At 65.8% G+C, this 18,214-nt stretch carries 20 protein-coding genes; 12 read left to right on the top strand and 8 right to left on the bottom strand.

Annotation, left to right across the window (positions count from 1 at the left end; translation table 11 throughout):
- Nucleotides 1-57 precede the first annotated feature (57 nt).
- Complete coding sequence (locus tag PSC72_RS04545; protein ID WP_274324708.1) at nt 58-1,185, top strand: CRISPR-associated protein Cas4; 1,128 nt, start codon at nt 58-60, stop codon at nt 1,183-1,185.
- 414 nt (nt 1,186-1,599) lie between these two features.
- Here PSC72_RS04545 and PSC72_RS04540 read toward each other — a convergent pair whose 3' ends face one another.
- Complete coding sequence (locus PSC72_RS04540) at nt 1,600-2,322, bottom strand: hypothetical protein (RefSeq protein WP_274324707.1); 723 nt, start codon at nt 2,320-2,322, stop codon at nt 1,600-1,602.
- A 262-nt stretch (nt 2,323-2,584) separates the two neighbouring features.
- Between PSC72_RS04540 and PSC72_RS04535 the strand changes: the two genes are divergently transcribed.
- Nucleotides 2,585-4,387 carry a transposase gene (locus tag PSC72_RS04535; RefSeq protein WP_274324706.1) on the top strand — a complete coding sequence of 601 codons (1,803 nt, stop codon included), beginning with the start codon at nt 2,585-2,587 and terminating at the stop codon, nt 4,385-4,387.
- Nucleotides 4,388-4,667: 280 nt separating this feature from the next.
- On the opposite strand, the gene PSC72_RS04530 is transcribed toward PSC72_RS04535, so the two are convergent.
- The 4 genes from PSC72_RS04530 to PSC72_RS04515 all read right to left on the bottom strand — a co-directional run bounded on the left by PSC72_RS04530 (nt 4,668) and on the right by PSC72_RS04515 (nt 7,058).
- A complete protein-coding gene (locus PSC72_RS04530; RefSeq protein ID WP_274324705.1) occupies nt 4,668-4,988 on the bottom strand; it encodes a DUF7521 family protein in 321 nt (106 codons plus the stop codon).
- Nucleotides 4,989-5,078: 90 nt separating this feature from the next.
- Entirely contained in the window at nt 5,079-5,423 is a 345-nt protein-coding gene (locus PSC72_RS04525; RefSeq protein WP_274324704.1) for a DUF7521 family protein, read from the bottom strand.
- Nucleotides 5,420-5,797 carry a winged helix-turn-helix domain-containing protein gene (locus PSC72_RS04520; protein ID WP_274324703.1) on the bottom strand — a complete coding sequence of 126 codons (378 nt, stop codon included), beginning with the start codon at nt 5,795-5,797 and terminating at the stop codon, nt 5,420-5,422. Before PSC72_RS04520 ends, PSC72_RS04525 begins: the two co-directional genes overlap by 4 nt.
- 139 nt (nt 5,798-5,936) lie before the next feature.
- Complete coding sequence (locus PSC72_RS04515; protein ID WP_274324702.1) at nt 5,937-7,058, bottom strand: TIGR04053 family radical SAM/SPASM domain-containing protein; 1,122 nt, start codon at nt 7,056-7,058, stop codon at nt 5,937-5,939.
- Nucleotides 7,059-7,257: 199 nt separating this feature from the next.
- Here PSC72_RS04515 and PSC72_RS04510 point away from each other — a divergent pair, with 199 nt between their 5' ends.
- From PSC72_RS04510 to PSC72_RS04490, 5 genes are all read left to right on the top strand, one after another.
- Nucleotides 7,258-7,590 (top strand): Htur_1727 family rSAM-partnered candidate RiPP, encoded by a 333-nt coding sequence (locus PSC72_RS04510; protein ID WP_274324701.1) that lies wholly within the window; start codon nt 7,258-7,260, stop codon nt 7,588-7,590.
- The gene (locus PSC72_RS04505) at nt 7,587-8,801 is read left to right on the top strand and encodes a TIGR04347 family pseudo-SAM/SPASM protein (protein ID WP_274324700.1); all 1,215 of its coding nucleotides are present in this window, start codon (nt 7,587-7,589) and stop codon (nt 8,799-8,801) included. Before PSC72_RS04510 ends, PSC72_RS04505 begins: the two co-directional genes overlap by 4 nt.
- A 156-nt stretch (nt 8,802-8,957) precedes the next feature.
- The gene (locus PSC72_RS04500; protein WP_274324699.1) at nt 8,958-9,644 is read left to right on the top strand and encodes a CehA/McbA family metallohydrolase; all 687 of its coding nucleotides are present in this window, start codon (nt 8,958-8,960) and stop codon (nt 9,642-9,644) included.
- Nucleotides 9,641-10,771, top strand: a complete 1,131-nt coding sequence (locus PSC72_RS04495) for an asparagine synthase C-terminal domain-containing protein (protein ID WP_274324698.1) — start codon at nt 9,641-9,643, stop codon at nt 10,769-10,771. Before PSC72_RS04500 ends, PSC72_RS04495 begins: the two co-directional genes overlap by 4 nt.
- A gap of 131 nt (nt 10,772-10,902) precedes the next feature.
- Nucleotides 10,903-11,454: a hypothetical protein gene (locus PSC72_RS04490; RefSeq protein ID WP_274324697.1), complete on the top strand. Its 552-nt coding sequence runs from the start codon at nt 10,903-10,905 to the stop codon at nt 11,452-11,454.
- A gap of 63 nt (nt 11,455-11,517) precedes the next feature.
- Here PSC72_RS04490 and PSC72_RS04485 read toward each other — a convergent pair whose 3' ends face one another.
- Both PSC72_RS04485 and PSC72_RS04480 read right to left on the bottom strand, forming a co-directional pair.
- Nucleotides 11,518-11,988 (bottom strand): NUDIX hydrolase, encoded by a 471-nt coding sequence (locus PSC72_RS04485; protein WP_274324696.1) that lies wholly within the window; start codon nt 11,986-11,988, stop codon nt 11,518-11,520.
- A gap of 60 nt (nt 11,989-12,048) precedes the next feature.
- Nucleotides 12,049-13,023 carry a transcription initiation factor IIB gene (locus PSC72_RS04480; protein ID WP_274324695.1) on the bottom strand — a complete coding sequence of 325 codons (975 nt, stop codon included), beginning with the start codon at nt 13,021-13,023 and terminating at the stop codon, nt 12,049-12,051.
- Nucleotides 13,024-13,367: 344 nt separating this feature from the next.
- On the opposite strand from PSC72_RS04480, the gene gatC reads away from it, so the two are divergent.
- From gatC to PSC72_RS04465, 3 genes are all read left to right on the top strand, one after another.
- A complete protein-coding gene (gene gatC, locus PSC72_RS04475) occupies nt 13,368-13,652 on the top strand; it encodes an Asp-tRNA(Asn)/Glu-tRNA(Gln) amidotransferase subunit GatC (protein ID WP_274324694.1) in 285 nt (94 codons plus the stop codon).
- A gap of 76 nt (nt 13,653-13,728) precedes the next feature.
- On the top strand, nt 13,729-15,021 hold the full coding sequence (gene gatA / locus PSC72_RS04470) for an Asp-tRNA(Asn)/Glu-tRNA(Gln) amidotransferase subunit GatA (protein WP_274324693.1): 1,293 nt from the start codon (nt 13,729-13,731) through the stop codon (nt 15,019-15,021).
- 178 nt (nt 15,022-15,199) lie between these two features.
- Nucleotides 15,200-16,102 carry a winged helix-turn-helix domain-containing protein gene (locus PSC72_RS04465; RefSeq protein WP_274324692.1) on the top strand — a complete coding sequence of 301 codons (903 nt, stop codon included), beginning with the start codon at nt 15,200-15,202 and terminating at the stop codon, nt 16,100-16,102.
- 11 nt (nt 16,103-16,113) lie between these two features.
- On the opposite strand, the gene PSC72_RS04460 is transcribed toward PSC72_RS04465, so the two are convergent.
- Nucleotides 16,114-16,890, bottom strand: coding sequence for a helix-turn-helix transcriptional regulator (locus PSC72_RS04460; RefSeq protein WP_274324691.1), 777 nt, complete (start codon nt 16,888-16,890; stop codon nt 16,114-16,116).
- A gap of 201 nt (nt 16,891-17,091) precedes the next feature.
- Here PSC72_RS04460 and PSC72_RS04455 point away from each other — a divergent pair, with 201 nt between their 5' ends.
- The gene (locus PSC72_RS04455; RefSeq protein WP_274324690.1) at nt 17,092-17,925 is read left to right on the top strand and encodes a Rieske (2Fe-2S) protein; all 834 of its coding nucleotides are present in this window, start codon (nt 17,092-17,094) and stop codon (nt 17,923-17,925) included.
- 77 nt (nt 17,926-18,002) lie between these two features.
- Nucleotides 18,003-18,140 carry a hypothetical protein gene (locus tag PSC72_RS04450; protein WP_274324689.1) on the top strand — a complete coding sequence of 46 codons (138 nt, stop codon included), beginning with the start codon at nt 18,003-18,005 and terminating at the stop codon, nt 18,138-18,140.
- The last annotated feature ends 74 nt before the right edge of the window (nt 18,141-18,214 follow it).

The raw sequence follows: 18,214 nt of genomic DNA, 5'->3' as shown, positions 1-18,214 counted from the left end.
CGATTCGGAAACGACACGCGCTTCCCTATTACTGCTGCTCACGTCGCCAAAAGTGGAATGAGCGACCAGCCAGACGACGATACCAGCACCGACAATCAACTCGAACTCACTCCAAATTCGACTCCTTTCGAAATAGAACATGTAGTGGATCGCATCTCAAACAGCGAATTCAACGAGTGGTACGCAGAACAGCAGTTCGAGACCAACATCTTAGACGGGAAGGCGTACTTCAACGGTCCCTCCCCACCAAAAGATCCGGAACGCCATACCCCAAGCAAGTTGCTCCAATGCCACCGGAAGGCGACCTACGCCCGGCAGAATGCCCCGCGGGAAGACACACCACCTGAGGGGCTGTTCTGGATCGGCTCAGAATTCGAGGAAGACATCATCGTCCCATTCCTCCAAGACATCGCCCCAGATGAACTGTACGTCCAGAATTCACTGTGGATCGATACGACGATTACGGCTGGCGAAAGTGACGTGCAGCTTCGCGGTTCGACGGACCCAGCGATTGTTACGGAAGATGCCGAGCCAGTCTTTCTCACCGAGATTAAGACGACGACATCACTCGATCACCTGTCGGAACCGAAGCAGCATCACAAGGCGCAGCTCCACGCGTACCTGTACGCGCTCAACGACGAACATGATGATTTCTCCATAACCAACGGGCTGCTCATCTACGGGTCACGGAAAACGCTGGACCTCAAAGTGTTCCCGGTTACATTCGACTCGGAGTTCTGGGAGACGGTTGTGACGTGGATGCAGGCTCAAACGGAGTACGAGGGGAATGGGGAGTTACCGCCAGCTGACCCGGAACGAGACTGGGAGTGTAATTACTGTTCGTTCAAGCGCCGGTGCGGGCAGACCGACACACCGTACAGCGACATCGGGACTGACGGGTTCCTCCCCATGTTTGCTGAGTACCATAGGAAGAACGTCGTGGAGTATTTGGAGGCGCACTCAGACGTTGGAGCGAAACTCACCCCGGTACTCGCGCAGACGTACCCGGACCTCGTAGAGCATTACGGTGCGTACGATTGGTCATGTCCCCGGTGTTCAGAAACGTGGGCGTGGGATGCGGTTGACTGGGGTGGCGATCCGGCGAACCCACCGTTATGCCCCACGTGTGCTGAGGACGGCGAACTCATGACGCTTAGTGGTCCGTCCCCCAACAGTCAGTTGTAATCCCGGTGGTTAGAAATCCATGTTTATAATGTAGTCACTTCTGTAGAGCCGTTTACAGACATGGCAACAGAAAGAACGCCTTCACTCCTTGAACCTGACCGCGAAATCCTCCGGCTTCTCGCGGACGAATCTCGTCAAACCCCCTCGATGCTACATGAAACGATGGACACGACTGATAGTCAACAGTACGTACAAGATCGTTTGCAACACCTCCGAGAAAGCGATCTTGCTACCCGTCCGGGCCGTGGACTATACGAATTAACAGCAATGGGCGAACGCGCGGTGAGTAACCTCCACCTCTACACTGAGGATCGGTTTGAGTTCTGGCGAGTCGTAAACGATGAGTAAGAGCACCGTGGTCACCGACTTCTCGTTGGTAGTGGAGAGCGTTATGTTGTTTCTATCAACGAACACTTAGTCCTCGGTTGTATCGTCATCCGAATCGGACACCGTCACGTCGGAGAGACTACCCTGGCTGGTATTCGATATGTCTTGCTCTTTGACGGTGTCCGGAATCGCATCCGATGGTTTCTCCGGCCGTTCCGCCTCATCATCCACTTCGTTCTGCTCTTCGCTTTCGCCTTCCGACTCCCCACTACTGTGTTCTGAAGGTCGCTGTGGAGGCTCAAGAGCTGCATTCGACTGGTTACTCTCAACCGCCGTGTCACTCCCTCGTTCACCCGTCTGTTCCGCGTTTCCCGGCTCTGCGTTCAACGGTTCTTCAGAGGAAGACCCATCTCGGAGAATCGTCCCATCCTGGGCATCCTCGAACTGCAGGAGTTGCGACGGATTATCAGCAACCCAGTCAATCAGCCCGTCCGTCTGCTCGTCCACCAGTTCTTCAAGCGCCCGCATCTTCCGGTAGTTACTGATCAGGCCTTCTCGCGCCATCTTGTCGGTCAGGAACTCTCCCATATCCGTTAGGTGGTAGACTTTCTTCGTGCCGTTCTCTGCCTCCCCGAGAGAGATATTCAGTAACCCGAGGTCTGCGGCTTCATCACGCCGGGTGATAATCGTATCAGACGTCACCTCGATTTCCGGTTCGATTTCCGAATACGTCATCGGCCGCTCATGCAGCAGTGACAGTAACCCGATCGCGCCTTTCCGGTTCAGGAACTCTTCGACCGTGATTTCCATTACGAACCCGTTCAATCCCGAGTCGTATAGACACCCGAGTTGACTCTAATTCGGAACTAACCTAAAACGCAAATTTTTGGGGGACTCCAAACAAGAGCCGGTCTGCGAGCCGTTTTTACGATTGATTCGGAAATGACACGCGGATGTTTACGCCCCAAATTCGAGTAGGTGGTGACAGGCCCGTGTCCTGTCTGCCCACCCCGCTCGAACCCACCGCCCGTCCGCGTCCACCGGTAGGGCGGGATCTCGGAGGTGGGACGGCGTGAACGACGCTGATGACCGTCATCTTGGGTATCTCGGACGCCAAGCAGACGAAATCATCAGTGAGGGCACAGACTGGGTGGATTTCGCCCAGCAACTGGATGTTACCCGGTACGAGCACCGTGAGAGTTTCCCAGACTACCATGCGTCAAGGTCGTTCTACGCAGTGTTCCAAGCGTACCTGTGGGCGACCGTCGAAGACGAATCCTACTCGGGTATCCCTGACCGGCTTGCGGAACGGCCGAAACTCGCTAGTGCGTTCGGATTCGATCCGAACGATCTCCCGTCAGAGAGTACGTTCCGCCCGGTTCGTCTCGAACGGCGATTCGGAGAGTTAGAATCGACCGTAGAACGAGCCGCCGAGCAAATCCGGTCGATTGCAGCTGACCGTGGCTCACCTATCGGGTACCGGATTTACCGGCCCGATGCAAAGGGCGAGAGCGATGGACCGCCTTCTGAACGGACAATCCAGCGGTTACTCAGAAAGACTGGGAAAGAGGTACTGGAGGAGACGCTGTCAGTCTCAATCCCATCGATTGACTTACCGCGCCCGGATAATCCGATCTACGATACGGAGGAATTGCTGACGGTAGAAGCGGTCGCCGCTATCCAGCGAGCAGCAGCAAACGATGCGGGAGTGACGCTGGGTGATATGAAGAATCCAGATCCAAACATCGCCAGTGAAGATGAGAAAGGGGACCCGTTCTATGCAGATGGGCCGACCGGTGAGACGCTGTTGGAAGCAGTGAAGGAGATGTCTGTCGATGAGATTGCGACGGTGATGAACTTCGCGTTGCGGAAGTCGTACACGCGTGCAAAACCACGTCTCAGAGAGTTAGAGAACGATAACGGGTCACGGTTCGGTGTCCGCGCGAAAATCGCGTTGGACATGACGTACGTAGCCTACTACGGCGACCGTGACGAAATGGAGTGGCTGCAAGGGACGCCCGACGACAAGAGCTACGACTGGTGTCATAAGTTCGCCACTGCCGTCATCGTCGGCGATAACACACATTATGTCGTTGGGGTCTGCCCGCTCGGCAATACTGAATACGCCGATACAGACGCCTACCCCGGTAAAGACAATAGTTACTACGTCGGAGATGTCACGCGGCGACTCCTCTCAATTGCTGACGAGTACGTGAACATCCGGCGTGTCTACGCTGACCGTGAGTTCCACTCTGTCGATGCCCTCAACGCGCTTGAAGAGCGAGACTTGAAGTACGTCATTCCGGCGAAGAAGGATCAGCATCGAATCGGCCCGATGTGCGACCGGTTCGACCAACTCAAAAGTGGATACGATGAAGAGCGAGACACCCCGCTGTATGTGAAACACGACCACCCAATTCATGGGCCGATCAAGGGCGGCGTGTCGAACGACAAGGAGTATACAGATATTGTGATCCTGCCGCCGGACGACGACGATGACGCCAATCCGGACGGCTCACCGCAACCATTCCTGACGAATCTCGATGTGAGCGATGAGATCGCCTTAGACCGGAGGTGGGCGGCCACGCAGATCGAGCAGTATAGTGACCGCGGGGCGATCGAGAACTCATATTCTTCGATTAAGGACGCTGCTGCCTGGACGACGTCGAAGGAATTCGAAGTGAGGTGGTTCCACTTCGCCTTCGGGTGTATCGTCTACAATATGTGGCTGCTCGTGGATTTCTTAGCACAGGAACGTATCGGTGAGATTGAGACGCGGAAGAAACCGCGAATTACGCTGGATCGGTTCCAGCGGTGGTTAGACCGGCTGTTATCGAATCTGTTTGAAGAGGGTGGGGTGATGACCCTCAGATAACCTTCGTTCCGGGTTCGCCCGCTGTGAGAGACATCTTTTCTCGTTGTTACTGATTTTGTACGTTTAGACGCGTGTTTCGAGGTATTGGCAGTTTTTGGATAGGTTCTGTTGTGCAGTTCCGGTGGTTTAACAGCTGAACACGGGCGAAAGTAGGGGTTGTCGTGAACGCTCACCCCCGCATTCGCAACGTCACGACGGTAGTTCGATATAGCGGTATGAGATATACGTCAGGGCGACCGGCCCGGACCGGAGACTGCCCTGTCGGGCGGAGACAGTCGCTTCAAGCGTTCGAGGCGTCCAGACCGCGGTTCTCGCTCTCGACGTCGTCGCCGGCGTACAGCGAGTAGGTCAACACGGCGAAGCCGCCGGCGGTGAAGGCGCTCTGGACGCTGGCGGCGACGACGAGGTGGATGCGGACGATGCGGTGGAGCGTCCCGCCGAGGATCGCGCCGACGGTGACCAGGCCGATGCCGATAGAGAGCGCGCGAAGGGCCGGATCGCCGGTCCGGCGGTACGCGCGCCAGGCGAGTCCGGTCAGCAGCGCGCCGAGCAACAGGGTGACCGCTTTCGTCAGTGCGAGGGCGAAGGTGGTGTCGAACAAGGATTCTCACGCTCGTCCCGTCCTACCAGACACCCGGAGTTATACCCCGAGACGCGTTCTCAGACAGCGGGAACGGGCCCGAACAGGGCCTCACTCGGAGTACAGCGAGTAAACGATGACGGCGAATCCGACGGCAGTCAGGGTGCTCTCGAGGACGAGCGCGACGTCGGTGACGGCCATGGCGCTCCCCGCGTCGCCGGTGAACGGGAGCGCGTCGGAGCCGACAAGCGAGAACCGCAGGAGTTGGTCGACGAACCCCGCCATCATCGTCCCCGCCGTGACGATGCCGAACCCGACCGCGAGATACCACAGCGGCCTGGCGCCGCTTCGGGAGTACGCCTTGTACGCGAAGTAGGTGATCAGGCCGCCGAGCAGCAGCGTGATCGTTTTCAGTGCGACCAGAACCGCGGTGGCGGGCGTCGTGTGTGGGCTCATGTTTCCTTGCGTACCTCCGACCAGAGCGACTCCAGGCGCTGGTCCGGCGTCCGGGGCTGGCGAGCGATCTCGGTTTCGAACTCGCGATCCTCGGTCAAAGCGATGACGACTTCCTCGAAGTCGACCTCGTAGATGCTGGCGTGTTGCCCGTCGGGGCGGATCTCGGTCCCCTCGAACAGCAGTTGGGCCTCCTCCAGGCGGTCGATCTTCCGGTAAGTCGTCGACAGGGGGATGTCGCTGGCCTCGGAGATCTCGCTGGCCGTCATGGGTTCGTCCAGCGCCGTGACGATCGCCCGACAGTCCGGGTCGTCCAGCGCGTCCAGGACGTCCTGGAGCTCCGGCGCCTCGTCGTCCGCGAACGGGTCACGGACCATTCCTATTCGTCACTAACCCGACGATCGTTATAATCGCACCGACACGCGACCGCCGCGCACCGCCGCGAGACGCCGAGAACGGCCGCTCCCGACGCCTCGACCAACTCACACGTTCCGGACATGTTCGGCTCGCCCCCGGTCAGGACCGGCCCTCCGCGCGGGCCCGCTCGTCGGCGTCGTCCCAGGGGAGCGGCCCGTCGTACTCGGGCGGAACGTACCCGCACAGCGGGTCGCTGGCCAGGGGGTCACCGGTATGCGCGTACGCTCGGGAGCGACTGCCGCCGCAGACCTGCCGGAACGGGCAGGCGCCGCACTTCCCGCAGAGGGCGTCCCGGTCGCGGAGCGATTCGAACAGCGCCGACTCGCGATACACCTCGACGACGTCGTCTTCGGGAACCGTCCCGGCCGATTCCGGCAGGAACCCCGAAGGGTAGACCTCGCCCGTGTGGCTCACGAACGCGAAGCCGTCGCCGGCGATGACGCTCGCGCGGCGGTTCTCTGCCTTGCTTGGCCCCGTGCCGCCGTCCGCGGCTGCCTCCGCGGCGGCCTGGCGGCGAACCCGGCGGTAGTGGGGCGCCTCCGTCGTCTTCAGGCCGAACGGCGCCTCGTCGGCCACCTCGGAGAGCCACTCCATGACGCGCTCGGCCCGCTCGGGCGGGATCGGGTCGAGCAGGCGACCGCGGCCGATCGGCACGAGGAAGAAAACGCTCCAGAGCACCGCCCCGAGGTCGGCGACGCGGTCGCGGATCGCCGGCAGTTCGTCGACGGTGCTCGCGCAGACCGTCGTGTTGATCTGGAGCGGGATCCCGGCGTCCTGTGCCTGCTCGGCCGCCCGCATCGTCGCGTCGAAACTCCCGGATTCGCCGCGGAAGGCGTCGTGACTGGCGGCGTTCGCCCCGTCGAGGCTGAGGGCCATCCGCTTGAGTCCGGCGTCTGCGAGCGAGCGGATGGCGTCGGCGTCCAGTTCCTGGGTCCCGCTCGGCGTCAGCGATATCGTGAGTCCGCGGTCCGTGCCGTAGTCGACCAGATCGACGAGATCCGGGCGTTTCATCGGGTCGCCGCCCGAGAGGACGACGAGTTGGCCGTCCCCGAACGACGCGGTCTGGTCGAGCAGTCGCTTGCCCTCCTCCGTCGAGAGCTCGTCCGGGTGGCGGGCGGGCTGTGCGTCCGCCCGGCAGTGGTCGCAGGACAGTTCGCAGGCCTGGGTCACCTCCCAGATGAGGACGAGCGGGCGCTCGGCGGTGTCCACGGGCGGCCGCATCAGCGGCACCTCCGCGATCTATCGCCGTTCGCTGCCGCTCGCTGCCCGTCCGGCGATTCGTTGTCGTCTGTCGATCGCCCGGCGCGAGAGTCGGTCATCGTCCGTCGAGTTCGACCCGTATCACCTAAGCGGCCGGCCGCGTTCCCAGCGAGTGAAAATCCGGGCGGGGCGTATGAAGGGGGACGCCGTTTCACCGCGTATGTCCGACCCCGACGCCGATTCGAACGCCCCGTCAGAGACGGGCGCGTCCGCCCTCGACGCGGCCGTCGACGAACCGCGGGGCGACGTGACCCGCGAGTGGGAGCTGTTCGTCCGCGAGGAGGCGGGCGAGCCGCTCCGTCACGCCGGCAGCGTCAGCGCGCCCTCGACCGAGGTCGTCCGCGAGCAGGCTGCGCGGCTGTTCGGCTGGACCGCCGAGACGCTGTGGCTCTGTCCCGCCGACGAGACCCGCCGGTTCACCGCCGAGGGCGTCGCGCTGGGCGACAGAGCCGACGGCCCCGACACTGCGGATCGCGGGGGTGAACGGGCGTGATATCGGTCAGCAAGCTCCTCTGTGACCTCGACGCCGAGGGCGACGGACTGCGGTACGACGCCGCAGACGAGTCCTCGAAGGAGCAGATCCGCGAGCGCAAGCAGCGCCGCCCCGTCGTCGTCTGGAACTGCACGAAGCAGTGCAACCTCTACTGCGACCACTGCTACGCCGCCGCCGAGACCGAGCCCGCGCCGGGCGAGATGACCACCGCGGAAGGCAAACAGTTCCTCGACGAACTCGCCGAGTTCGGCGCGCCCGTGGTGCTGTTCTCCGGGGGCGAACCCCTGGCTCGCGACGACCTGACCGAACTCGTCGCCCACGCCGCAGACGCGGGACTCAGGCCCGTGCTCTCGACAAACGGGACGCTCCTGACCGAGGAACGGGCCGCGAACCTCCGGGCGGCCGGGCTGCAGTACGCCGGCGTCTCCGTCGACGGGATGCCCGAGCGCAACGACGCGTTCCGCGGCCAGGACGGCGCCTTCGAGCGGGCGCTGGAGGGCATCCAGGCGTCGCAGGCGGCTGGGCTCAAGACCGGACTCCGCTACACGATCACCCGACACAACGCCGACGACCTGGAGGACGTGGTGGACCTGCTCGCCGATCACGGCGTCGACCGGTTCTGTTTCTACCACCTCGATTACGGCGGCCGCGGCGCCGAGATCCAGGACGTGGATCTGACGCCCGACGAACGCCGGGAGGCCGTCCGCCGGGTCTGCGAGCTGACCCGCGAGTACCACGACCGCGGCCACGAGATCGAGACGCTGCTGGTCGGCAACTACGCCGACGCCGCGTACCTCGTCGAGTACGCCCGGCGCGAGTTCGGCACCGAACAGGCCGAACGCGTCTACCGGTACCTGCGGGCCAACGGCGGCGATCCGACGGGCGAGCGCATCGCGGACGTGGATTACCAGGGCAACGTCCACCTGACCCAGTTCTGGCAGGGCTACTCCCTGGGAAACGTCCGCGACAGGGCGTTCGGCGACATCTGGACCGACGAGTCCAACCCGCTGCTGCGGGCGCTCCGCGAGCGCGAGCAGCACCTGACCGGCAGGTGCGCCGAGTGCCAGTATCAGGACGTCTGCCGCGGCGCCTCTCGCTTGCGGGCGCTCGCCGCCGGCGACGACCCGTTCGGCCCGGACCCGCAGTGCTACCTGACGCCCGAAGAGCGCGGTATCGGCCGCGAGGCCCGCTCCCCGACGTCGGCCGACTGACCGGCGATCCGGGCCGATAAATCTCTATTCGCGATACGAAACCGGGGCGTCGCCGGGATCGCGGCGGCCCGAACTCCACGACTGAGTGGCGGATCGGGAGGGCCCGATATCGCCCGGACCGGGGCGCTTTTGCCGACACCGGTGTAACCCACGCGTGTGCTATCGGTCGAACTCCACGCGCACTCGGCCGCTTCCTACGACGGCCGGGACTCCGTGGATATGCTGCTCGAACGCGCGGCCGAGGCCGGCCTCGACGCGCTGGCGGTCACCGACCACGACGAGGTGTCCGCGAACGAGACGCTCCTCGACCGCGCGCCGGCGTACGGCCTCGTGGGCATCCCCGGCATCGAGATATCGAGCGCCGCCGGTCACGTCCTCGGCCTGAACGTCACCGAGGGGGTCGACCCCGGGTTGTCGTTCGCGGAGACGATATCGCGGATCCGCGAGCAGGGCGGGATCGCCGTCGTCCCGCACCCCTTCCAGGAGATGCGCAGCGGCGTCCTCGCGAACATCTCGAAGGCGGAACTGCGCGAGGCCGACGCCATCGAGGTGTACAACTCCCGGCTGGTGACCGGCTACTCCAACCGCCAGGCCCGCCGGTTCGCCGAGCGCTACGACATGCCGATCACCGCCGGCAGCGACGCCCACGTCAGCGACATGGTCGGCCGGGCGGTGACCCTCGTCGACACGGACGAACGGACCGCAGACGCGATCTGTCGGGCCATCGCCGACGGGCGAACGACCCTCCAGACGCGGCGGACTCCCTGGCTGGTGAGCCTCCGACAGGCCGTCGGCAACACCCGGCGGCGCGTCCGCCTCGCGCTGAACGGGTTCTTCCGATGACCGACGCGACCGTCTCGCCCGCCGACCGACCCCTCGACGCGGCGACCGATCGCGTCCGCGGCGCGTCGCTCGAAACCGTCCGCGACGCGCTCGCCGACGGCGATCCGCTGCCCGGCACCAGCGGGTTCGCGGGCGCAGCCGACGGGCAGATCGTTCGCGACGTGCTCGGTCGCCAGCCGGTGTTCACCGAGGCCGGTGACCCGACCGCGTGGAGCTTCGACCCGAGCGACCTCGCCGAACCCGAGCCCGTCCCCGCCGGTCACGCCCGCTCGAACGCCGGAGACGAACGACACTGGTCGCTCCCGGATCCGGACCCGGAAACCGACGACCGCGCGGCCGTCCGGGAGGTGCGCGACGCCGTCCGGTCGGCGGTCGACGACACCGCGACAGCGGGGCTGGCCGTCGCCTTTTCCGGCGGCGTCGACTCCGCCGCGCTGGCCGCCCGCCTCGACGCGCCGCTGTACGTCGCGGGCTTCCCCGGGAGTCACGACGTCGAAGCGGCCCGGACGGCCGCAGCGAAACTCGGGCGGGACCTGCGGGTGGTCGAACTCGCTCACGACGACGTGGAGCGGGCGATCCCCGACGTGGTCGCGGCGACCGGCCGGGCCAACGCGATGGACGTGAGCATCGCGCTCCCCCTGTATCTCGCCGCCGAGCGGGCCGCCGCCGACGGGTTCGACCGGGTGGCGGTCGGGCAGGGCGCCGACGAGCTGTTCGGCGGGTACGCGAAGGTGGCCCGGGCGCCCGAAGACGAGCGCGTCGCGGCCGACACCGTCCGGGGCGCCCGTCGAGAGGTCGTCGAGACCCTGCCCGATCAGCTCGAACGAGACGTCCTGGCGCTCCGGGGCGCAGGCGTCGAGCCGGTCGCGCCGCTGCTTGACGACGCGGTCGTCGGGGCGGCGCTCGCCCTGCCGGGCCGGCTGCTCGTGACCGACCGCGGCGAGCGCAAGTGGGCGCTCCGCCTCGCGGTCCGCGAGTGGGTGCCCGACCCCGTCGCCTTCCGGGAGAAGAAAGCGGTCCAGTACGGGAGCCTCGTGTCCCGCGAGATCGACCGTCTCGCCCGGCAGGCGGGATTCAAGCGGCGGATGGACGACCACGTCGGCCAGTACGTCGAGTCGCTGGTCTGACCGTCGCGCGGCCGCAGTGCGGCGACGCCAGTCAGCTCGCTGTTCGCGTGATCTTCCGGTTCTGTAACCTCGCACACAACAGGAGCTAAGAGGGGCGGCGCGTTACCGGCAGGGAGAGTGCACTTCGGTAGATGAGAGGACTATCGCACCGCGCCGCCGACCGCGCCGTTTCGAGGGAGGGGATGGCCGCGATCGGGTTCGGCCTCACCGTCCTGATGATCGCCGTCACCGGCGGCCTGCTGATGCAGACGAGCGATTCGCTGTCGGACGGAGGGCCGATCCTCTCGACGAACGCCGATCCGATCCGCGCGGACGGAGGAGACGCCCAGTGGATACGGATCAGACATAAGAGCGGCGACACGGTCGACGTCGCGGATCTGGATCTGGTCGTGAAACTGCCGGACCACGACAAGCGCGCCCGACTGCACGGGCTCCCCACGCGGCGACTCACGCAGGACGACTACAGCGGCAACCACATCTTCACCCGCGGACGCGGCGGGATCGACGGGGTCGCCGCCGCCCGCAACGGTAGCGGCGCCACGTTCGAAGCCGGCGGCGAAATCGCCGTCCGGATCGAGGAGCGACGGGTCGACCTGCAGGTCGGCCAGACCGTCGAAGTGACGATCCGCCACACCGAGTCCGAGACGGTCGTCTCGCGGGAGCGGCTCACCGTCACCGACTGACGCGGCCAGAGAAGGGGACGGGGTTCTCGGGGTTGTCGCCAGGTCGACGTCGAACGCGACCGGTCACTCGCCGACGGTCTCGATGGCGCGCCGGCCGATGTCGACCACGTCCGGGTCCAGCCCGTCGACGGACTCGTCGAGGTCGGCGGCGGTGAACCACCGCCAGTCCTCGGCGGGCTGCTCGCCGTCGCTCGGGTCTATCTCGCGGGAGTCGGCGCGGGCGTAGTAGACCATGTCGACGTGCTGGTGGCCCACGAAGTCCCCGTGGACGTTCACGTCGGCGAGCTGGAAGTGCTGGGGCTTGGGAAGCGGGTCGATAGTCGCCGACTCGACATCGTCGACGTCGGCGACTAGTTCGGGGTCGAGTCCGGTCTCCTCGCGGACCTCGCGGAGCCCCGCCTCGTGCGGGAGTTCGTCGCGGTCGACGTGGCCGCCGGGCGGGAGCCACCTGTCGAGGCCGTCGTGGACGTGGAGCGCGACGGCGCCGTCGCTGACGACGTAGACCGTCGCGGTGTAGTGTCGGGTCGTCTCCATAGGGGCGCGAGGGCCACCGGCGGCTTCGAACTTGCGAAAGCGGCTCGCGGGAAAACTGCGTCAGGGGGCCGTGAACTCCTCTTCGGCTTCGAGGAGCTCGTGGTAGCGGTTGCGGATGGTGACCTCGGAGATGTTGGCGACCTCGCTGACCTCGCTCTGGGTGACCTTCTCGTTGGCGAGCAGCGACGCGGCGTACACCGCGGCCGCGGCGAGGCCGACGGGCGACTTGCCGGAGTGGACGCCCTGCTCTTTGGCCGTGTTCAGGAGCTGTCGGGCGCGGCGTTCGACCTCCTCGGGGAGGTCGAGGTCCGAGACGAACCGGGGAACGTAGCTCTCGGGGTCGGCGGGCTGGATCTCCAGGCTGAGCTCGCGGACGACGTAGCGGTACGTGCGGGCGATCTCGTCCTTGCCGACGCGGGAGACCGCGGCGATCTCGTCGAGGCTGCGCGGGGTACCGGCCTGTCGGGCCGCGGCGTACAGCGCGGACGTGGCGACGCCCTCGATGGAGCGGCCGGGCAGCAGGTCCTCGTCGAGCGCGCGGCGGTAGATGACCGACGCGGTCTCGCGGACGTTCTCGGGCAGGCCGAGCGCCGAGGCCATCCGGTCGATCTCGCCGAGCGCTTGTTTGAGGTTGCGCTCTTTCGAGTCGCGTGTCCGGAACCGCTCGTTCCAGGTTCGCAGGCGCTGCATCTTCTCGCGCTGGCGCGAGGACAGGGAGTTGCCGTAGGCGTCCTTGTCCTGCCAGCCGATGTTCGTCGAGAGGCCCTTGTCGTGCATCATGTTCGTCGTCGGCGCGCCGACGCGGGACTTCTCGTCCTTCTCGGCGGCGTCGAAGGCGCGCCACTCCGGACCGGGGTCGATCTCGTCTTCCTCGACAACGAGGCCGCAGTCCTCGCAGACCGTCTCGCCGTGCTCCGCGTCGGAAGCGAGATTCCCCCCGCACTCCGGACAGACGAGCGTCTCCTCCTCGTCGTCCTCTCGCTCGCGTTCCTCTTCGCGCTCGCTCGTGTATCGTCTGATTGAGGTGTCGGTCATTGGTTGCAAACTATGCGGGGGTGTCCCCGCCAAAACCGCCTCACCGGATTATTTGTTGCGGTCCAAACGACTTAAATCTTTTCCAAAAATGGCCTAACGTGGAACGTCTATTCTCGACCATAGTTAATGTGTCGGTTTCATACAGCCAACGGCGCCGAAAACGGTGGTGTGAAACGGCTGTTTTCGCGTCCGTCGAGCGCCATGCCTCGACATTTTCGTCTGGATATCTGACTGTCCGAGATCGGAACAGATCGGGGTCGAGTTCGCCGGAGCGGTTCGACGGTCGTCGATTCGGCGGAGGGGGTATCGAAACCCTTACCGCCGGGCCACGCCTCGCCTCGGCCATGAGCGACACGGAGAGCGTCGTCGACCCCGAGGAGGTGCGCCACGTCGCCGACCTCGCGCGCATCGACCTCGACGACGAGGAGGTCGACCGGTTCACCGAGAAGTTCGCGGACATCCTCGAGTACTTCGAGACCCTCGACGAGGTGCCCGAGGTCGACGAGGAGGAGGAGCTCGCGAACGTGATGCGCCCCGACGAGGCGCGCGAGTGCCTCTCCCAGGAGGAGGCGCTGCGGAACGCGCCGGAATCCGAGGACGGCTACTTCAAGGGACCGAACGTCTCGTGACGGCGGAGCGCACGGCAGCGGGCGACGGCGCGCGAGCGACCGGCCGCCCGGAAGCGACCACGGAGGTTCCACACGCATGAGCACGGACTACAACGGTTACATCACGACGGAGCGTATCGACGGCGCCGACGACGGGCCGCTCGCGGGGACGACCGTCGCGGTCAAAGACAACATCTCCACCGAGGGCGTCCGCACGACCTGCGGGTCGGCCATGCTCGACGACTACGTCCCGCCGTTCGACGCGACGGTCGTCGAGCGGATCAAAGAGGCCGGCGCCACCATCCCCGGCAAGACCAACATGGACGAGTTCGGCATGGGGACGACGACGGAGACCTCGGCCTTCGGGCCCACTGAGAACCCGGTCGCCAAGGGGCACGTCCCCGGCGGTTCCTCGGGCGGGTCGGCCGCGGTCGTCGCCGCCGGCGACGCCGACATGGCGCTCGGCACCGACACCGGTGGCTCGGTCCGCGCGCCCGCCGCGTTCTGCGGCGTCGTCGGGATCAAGCCCACCTACGGCCTGGTCTCGCGGTACGGCATCGTCGCCTACGCCAACTCCCTCGAACAGGTCGGCCCCATCGCGCCCACCGTCGAGGAGGCGGCGCAACTGCTGGAAGTCATCGCCGGTCCGGACCCGAGCGACGCCACGGTCCGGGACGCGACCGACGAACGCGGCGAGGGCGCCTACGACTACGCCGCGGCCGCCGACGGCGACGTCGACGGACTGGACGTCGGCATCCCGATGGAACTGCTCGACGGCGCGGACGAGCGGGTCACCGAGGTCTTCTGGGACGCCATCGACGACCTCGAATCGCGGGGCGCGACCTACCACGACGTGGATCTGGAGTGTCTGCGCTACGCGGTCGAGGCCTACTACGTGACCGCGATGAGCGAGGCCTCCTCGAACCTCGCCCGCTTCGACGGCGTCCGCTACGGCCAGTCCGGTGGCTACGACGGCAACTGGAACGAGACGTTCGCCCGCGCCAGGGAGGAAGGCTTCGGCGAGGAGGTCAAATCGCGCGTCCTCCTCGGCACCTACGCCCTCTCGGCGGGGTATCACGACAAGTACTACAAGAAGGCGCAGGACGCTCGCGCCTGGATCAAACGCGACATCAACGACGCGCTGGACGAGGCGGACGTGCTCGCCTCGCCGACGATGCCGGTCCCGCCGATGGAGCTGGGCGAGAGCCTGGAGGACCCGCTGACGATGTACCTCGCCGACGCGAACACGACGCCGGCGAACCTGGCGAACGTCCCGGCGATCTCCGTCCCCGCCGGCGAGACCGACGATGGACTCCCCGTCGGGCTTCAGTTCGTCGGCCCGGCGTTCGGCGAGAAGGAGATTATCAGGGCCGGCAGCGCGCTGGCCTGAGATTCGCGGCCGAGCGGAGCGAGGCTGCGTTTTTTCACCCATGTTTTTGCGCGAGTGGGTCGCGAGCGAGCGACCCCGAGCGGAAAAAGATGGAAGCCAGATCATCCGAGCCGGCAGCGCGCTGGCGTAGACTCCCTCGGGCGCTACCTTCAAGATTCACGTCGCAGACACCGATCCCATGAGCGACGAATCGGACGGGCGAGCGGACCCGGGCGAGGTGTTCGACGCCGTCGCGAACGAGACGCGCTTCGACATCCTCCGGGCGGTGTGGGACCTGACGACGGCCGCTGGCGGTGGGTCGGCGTCGTTCGCGAGGATTCGGGAGGAAGCGGGCGTCCGCGATTCCGGACAGTTCAACTACCACCTCCAGGAGTTGATCCCGCGGTTCGTACAGAAGGGCGACGACGGCTACACCGTCACTCACGCGGGGTCGCGGTTCGTCGGTGCGGTCGTATCGGGCGTTTACACCGACGACGAGACGGCCGTCGAGTCGCAGCCAGTGGGCGCGTGTCCGAACTGTGGCGGGACCATCGAAGCGGGCTACGAGACCGAGCAGATGCAGATCGAGTGCGCCGACTGCGAGGTGATGGTCTCGAACATGGCCGCCCCGCCGATCCTCGCCGCGAATCGCGACCCCGAGGAGCTGCCGGCGGTGTACAGCAGGTACCTCCTCACCGAGGTCGAGCGGATCAACCGCGGGTTCTGCCCGAACTGCAGCGGGCGCATCGACACCGCCGCCGAGCGACCCGGCGGCGACGCGTTCGAGGGGTTCGAGGAGTACCTCGACGTGGTCCACGAGTGCAGGGAGTGCGGCGCCGTCTCCCACTCCACGGTGGGCGCCGCGGTCGTGGGCCACCCGGCCGTCGTGTCGCTCTTCCACGACGCCGGCGTCGACGTCCGCGAGACGCCCGTCTGGGAACTGGACCCGCTGTTCGACACGCCCGGCGAACTCGTCGGGGAGGACCCGCTCAGAGTCGAGGCGACCGTCGAGGTCGGCGGGGAGGCGCTGGACCTCCTCCTCGGGGAGAACCTCGACGTGATCGAGTACGAGCGGCGAACCGTGGCCGGAGACGGCGAGTAGCCGTCGGTCCCTCAGACCGTCGCGAGGTAGTCCTCGACGGGGACCGCCCGGTCCCAGTAGTGGTCGTGGATGTCCCGGCCGAGTTCGACGGCGCCGTCGCCCGAGCCGACGAGGACGGCGTCGAGGTCCGAGACGCCGTCGCGGGCCGGGAGCGAGAGCGCGACGAGGTCGGCGGTGACGGTGAAGGAGAAGGGGAGGTCGGCGACGCGCTCGTCGACGTGGGAGGGCGCGTCGCCGTCGGCGTAGCGCTCGATTGCCTCGTCGACGAGGCGGTCGTCGACGATGACCTGCGCGTCGAGGACGCCCCGGTCCGCGAGCTCGTCCACCATCTGCGCGAAGCGGGGGTAGTACACCTGCGCGCCGACGCGGAGCCAGTCCGCCTCGCGGAACAGTTCGACGGCCCAGCGTTCGAGGTACTGGGGGTTGCGCGCGGGGTTGCGGTAGAGGTCCCACTCGCCGGCGGCGGCGAGGCGCTGTCTGAACCGGCGGGGGAGCACGGACACGTCGTGGGCCTCCCAGAACTCGTCGTCGAGGAGGTCCTCGACCGCGCGCTGGCGGGCCAACTCGTCGGCGACGAGTCGCCCGCGGGCCGTGAGTTCCCACCCGTCGGACTCGCGGACGAGTCCCCTGTCGGCGAGTTCGTCCAGCGTCTTGTAGACGCCCGACCGACTCGCGTCCAGGTCGTCGCGGAGGGCTGCGGTCGAACGCGCGTCGCGCTCGACGGCAGTCAGTACCGCCGAGCGCAACTCCGAGCGGGCAACGTAGGTGACCAGGGAATCACCGTTCATAACCCCCGACTTCGTGGGGGACGGCCTTAATCAGTCCGGTCTAGTGACACCATCGGGGACTGGCTCTCCCGTCGGGGGTACCAATTTCCGCGATTCACAGTCAGTACACCGATCCACGCGCCGTGGAACGATGCAGTCGCGGTCCGCGATTACACATAAAATATATTACAATTTATCCGTTTGGCTCGCGCAGCCGACGGTATGGACGAGGACAAGTATCCCGCGCCGTCGAGTCGTCGCCGGTTTGTCAAGGGTATCGTGGGGAGCGCCGCGATGGGGTCGCTGGGCGTCGCGGGGTCGGGCCTGACGACCGTGCCGACGAACCGCAGCGGGGTCGGTGGCGGGAGCGTGAAAGCGAAGGTCATCAAGAACACGGACGGTCCGGCGAACCGGGGGATGTCGCAGATCCCCATCACCGTCGAGGACGGCGCCCTCAAGGGCCTCTGGCCCACCGCCGTCGACGGCGGCGAGGTGGAGGACGGTGTCGCGACCGCGACGCTCGGAGGCGTGGAGTACTCGAACAAGTGGTTCCAGTACTGCGGCATCCAGACCCACCCGAAGATCGCGCCGGAGAGCGAGGCCGACAACTTCCTCCGCGTCGACAACGGGTCAGACGGTAGCATCACGTACGACTGGCAGTCGGAACTCGAAGCGGGGGCGAAGCTCACCGTCGACGACTTCGCCGACTACGAGGAGTGGGGCAACGGCGTCGGTGACGACGGGCTGGGCAAGCCCGCCGCGGCCAACTGGCGGTCGGTCGAGGCGGATTCGTCGCTCCCCGTCCAGGTCATTCGGAGCCCGGAGATCGAACGGCTCGCCGAAGACGACGAGTGGATCGCCGCCAGCACCGAGAAGGGGTTCATCGCGTGGCTCAACAAGTGCACCCACCTCTGCTGTGTCCCCTCTGGGTTCAAGCAGTCCGCGACGGTCGACGGCGCCGCCAACGCCGTCTACTGCCAGTGTCACCAGTCGATCTACGACCCCTTCGACGTCGTCTCGAAGGTGTTCACCGCGTTCCCCCGGCCCGAGGAGTGACGGACCCGATCCATCGAAAATTTACTCGTTCCCGACTCACAGGAGGCTTTTCAGTATCTGCCCCCAACGTGGGAGTGATGCCGGAGATCACCGTCTCGGAAGAGCTCTACCGACAGATCGAGACTGAGTGTTCGGACGGCGACGTCGACAAGACGCTGTGGAAGATGGTCGGCAGTTACCGCCGAGAGAACAACCCCGAAGCAGACACGACCTGAGCGGGCGACGGTTTTCGTCTCGACCGATAGCGACGAGCAGCGACAGTTATCCCACAGGCAGCCGTCAGTCCACC

It is taken from the genome of Halosimplex aquaticum (assembly GCF_028747785.1).
Lineage (GTDB): Archaea > Halobacteriota > Halobacteria > Halobacteriales > Haloarculaceae > Halosimplex > Halosimplex aquaticum.
Note: the sequence above shows the minus strand (reverse complement) of the source record. Positions and strands in the feature narration are given on the sequence as shown.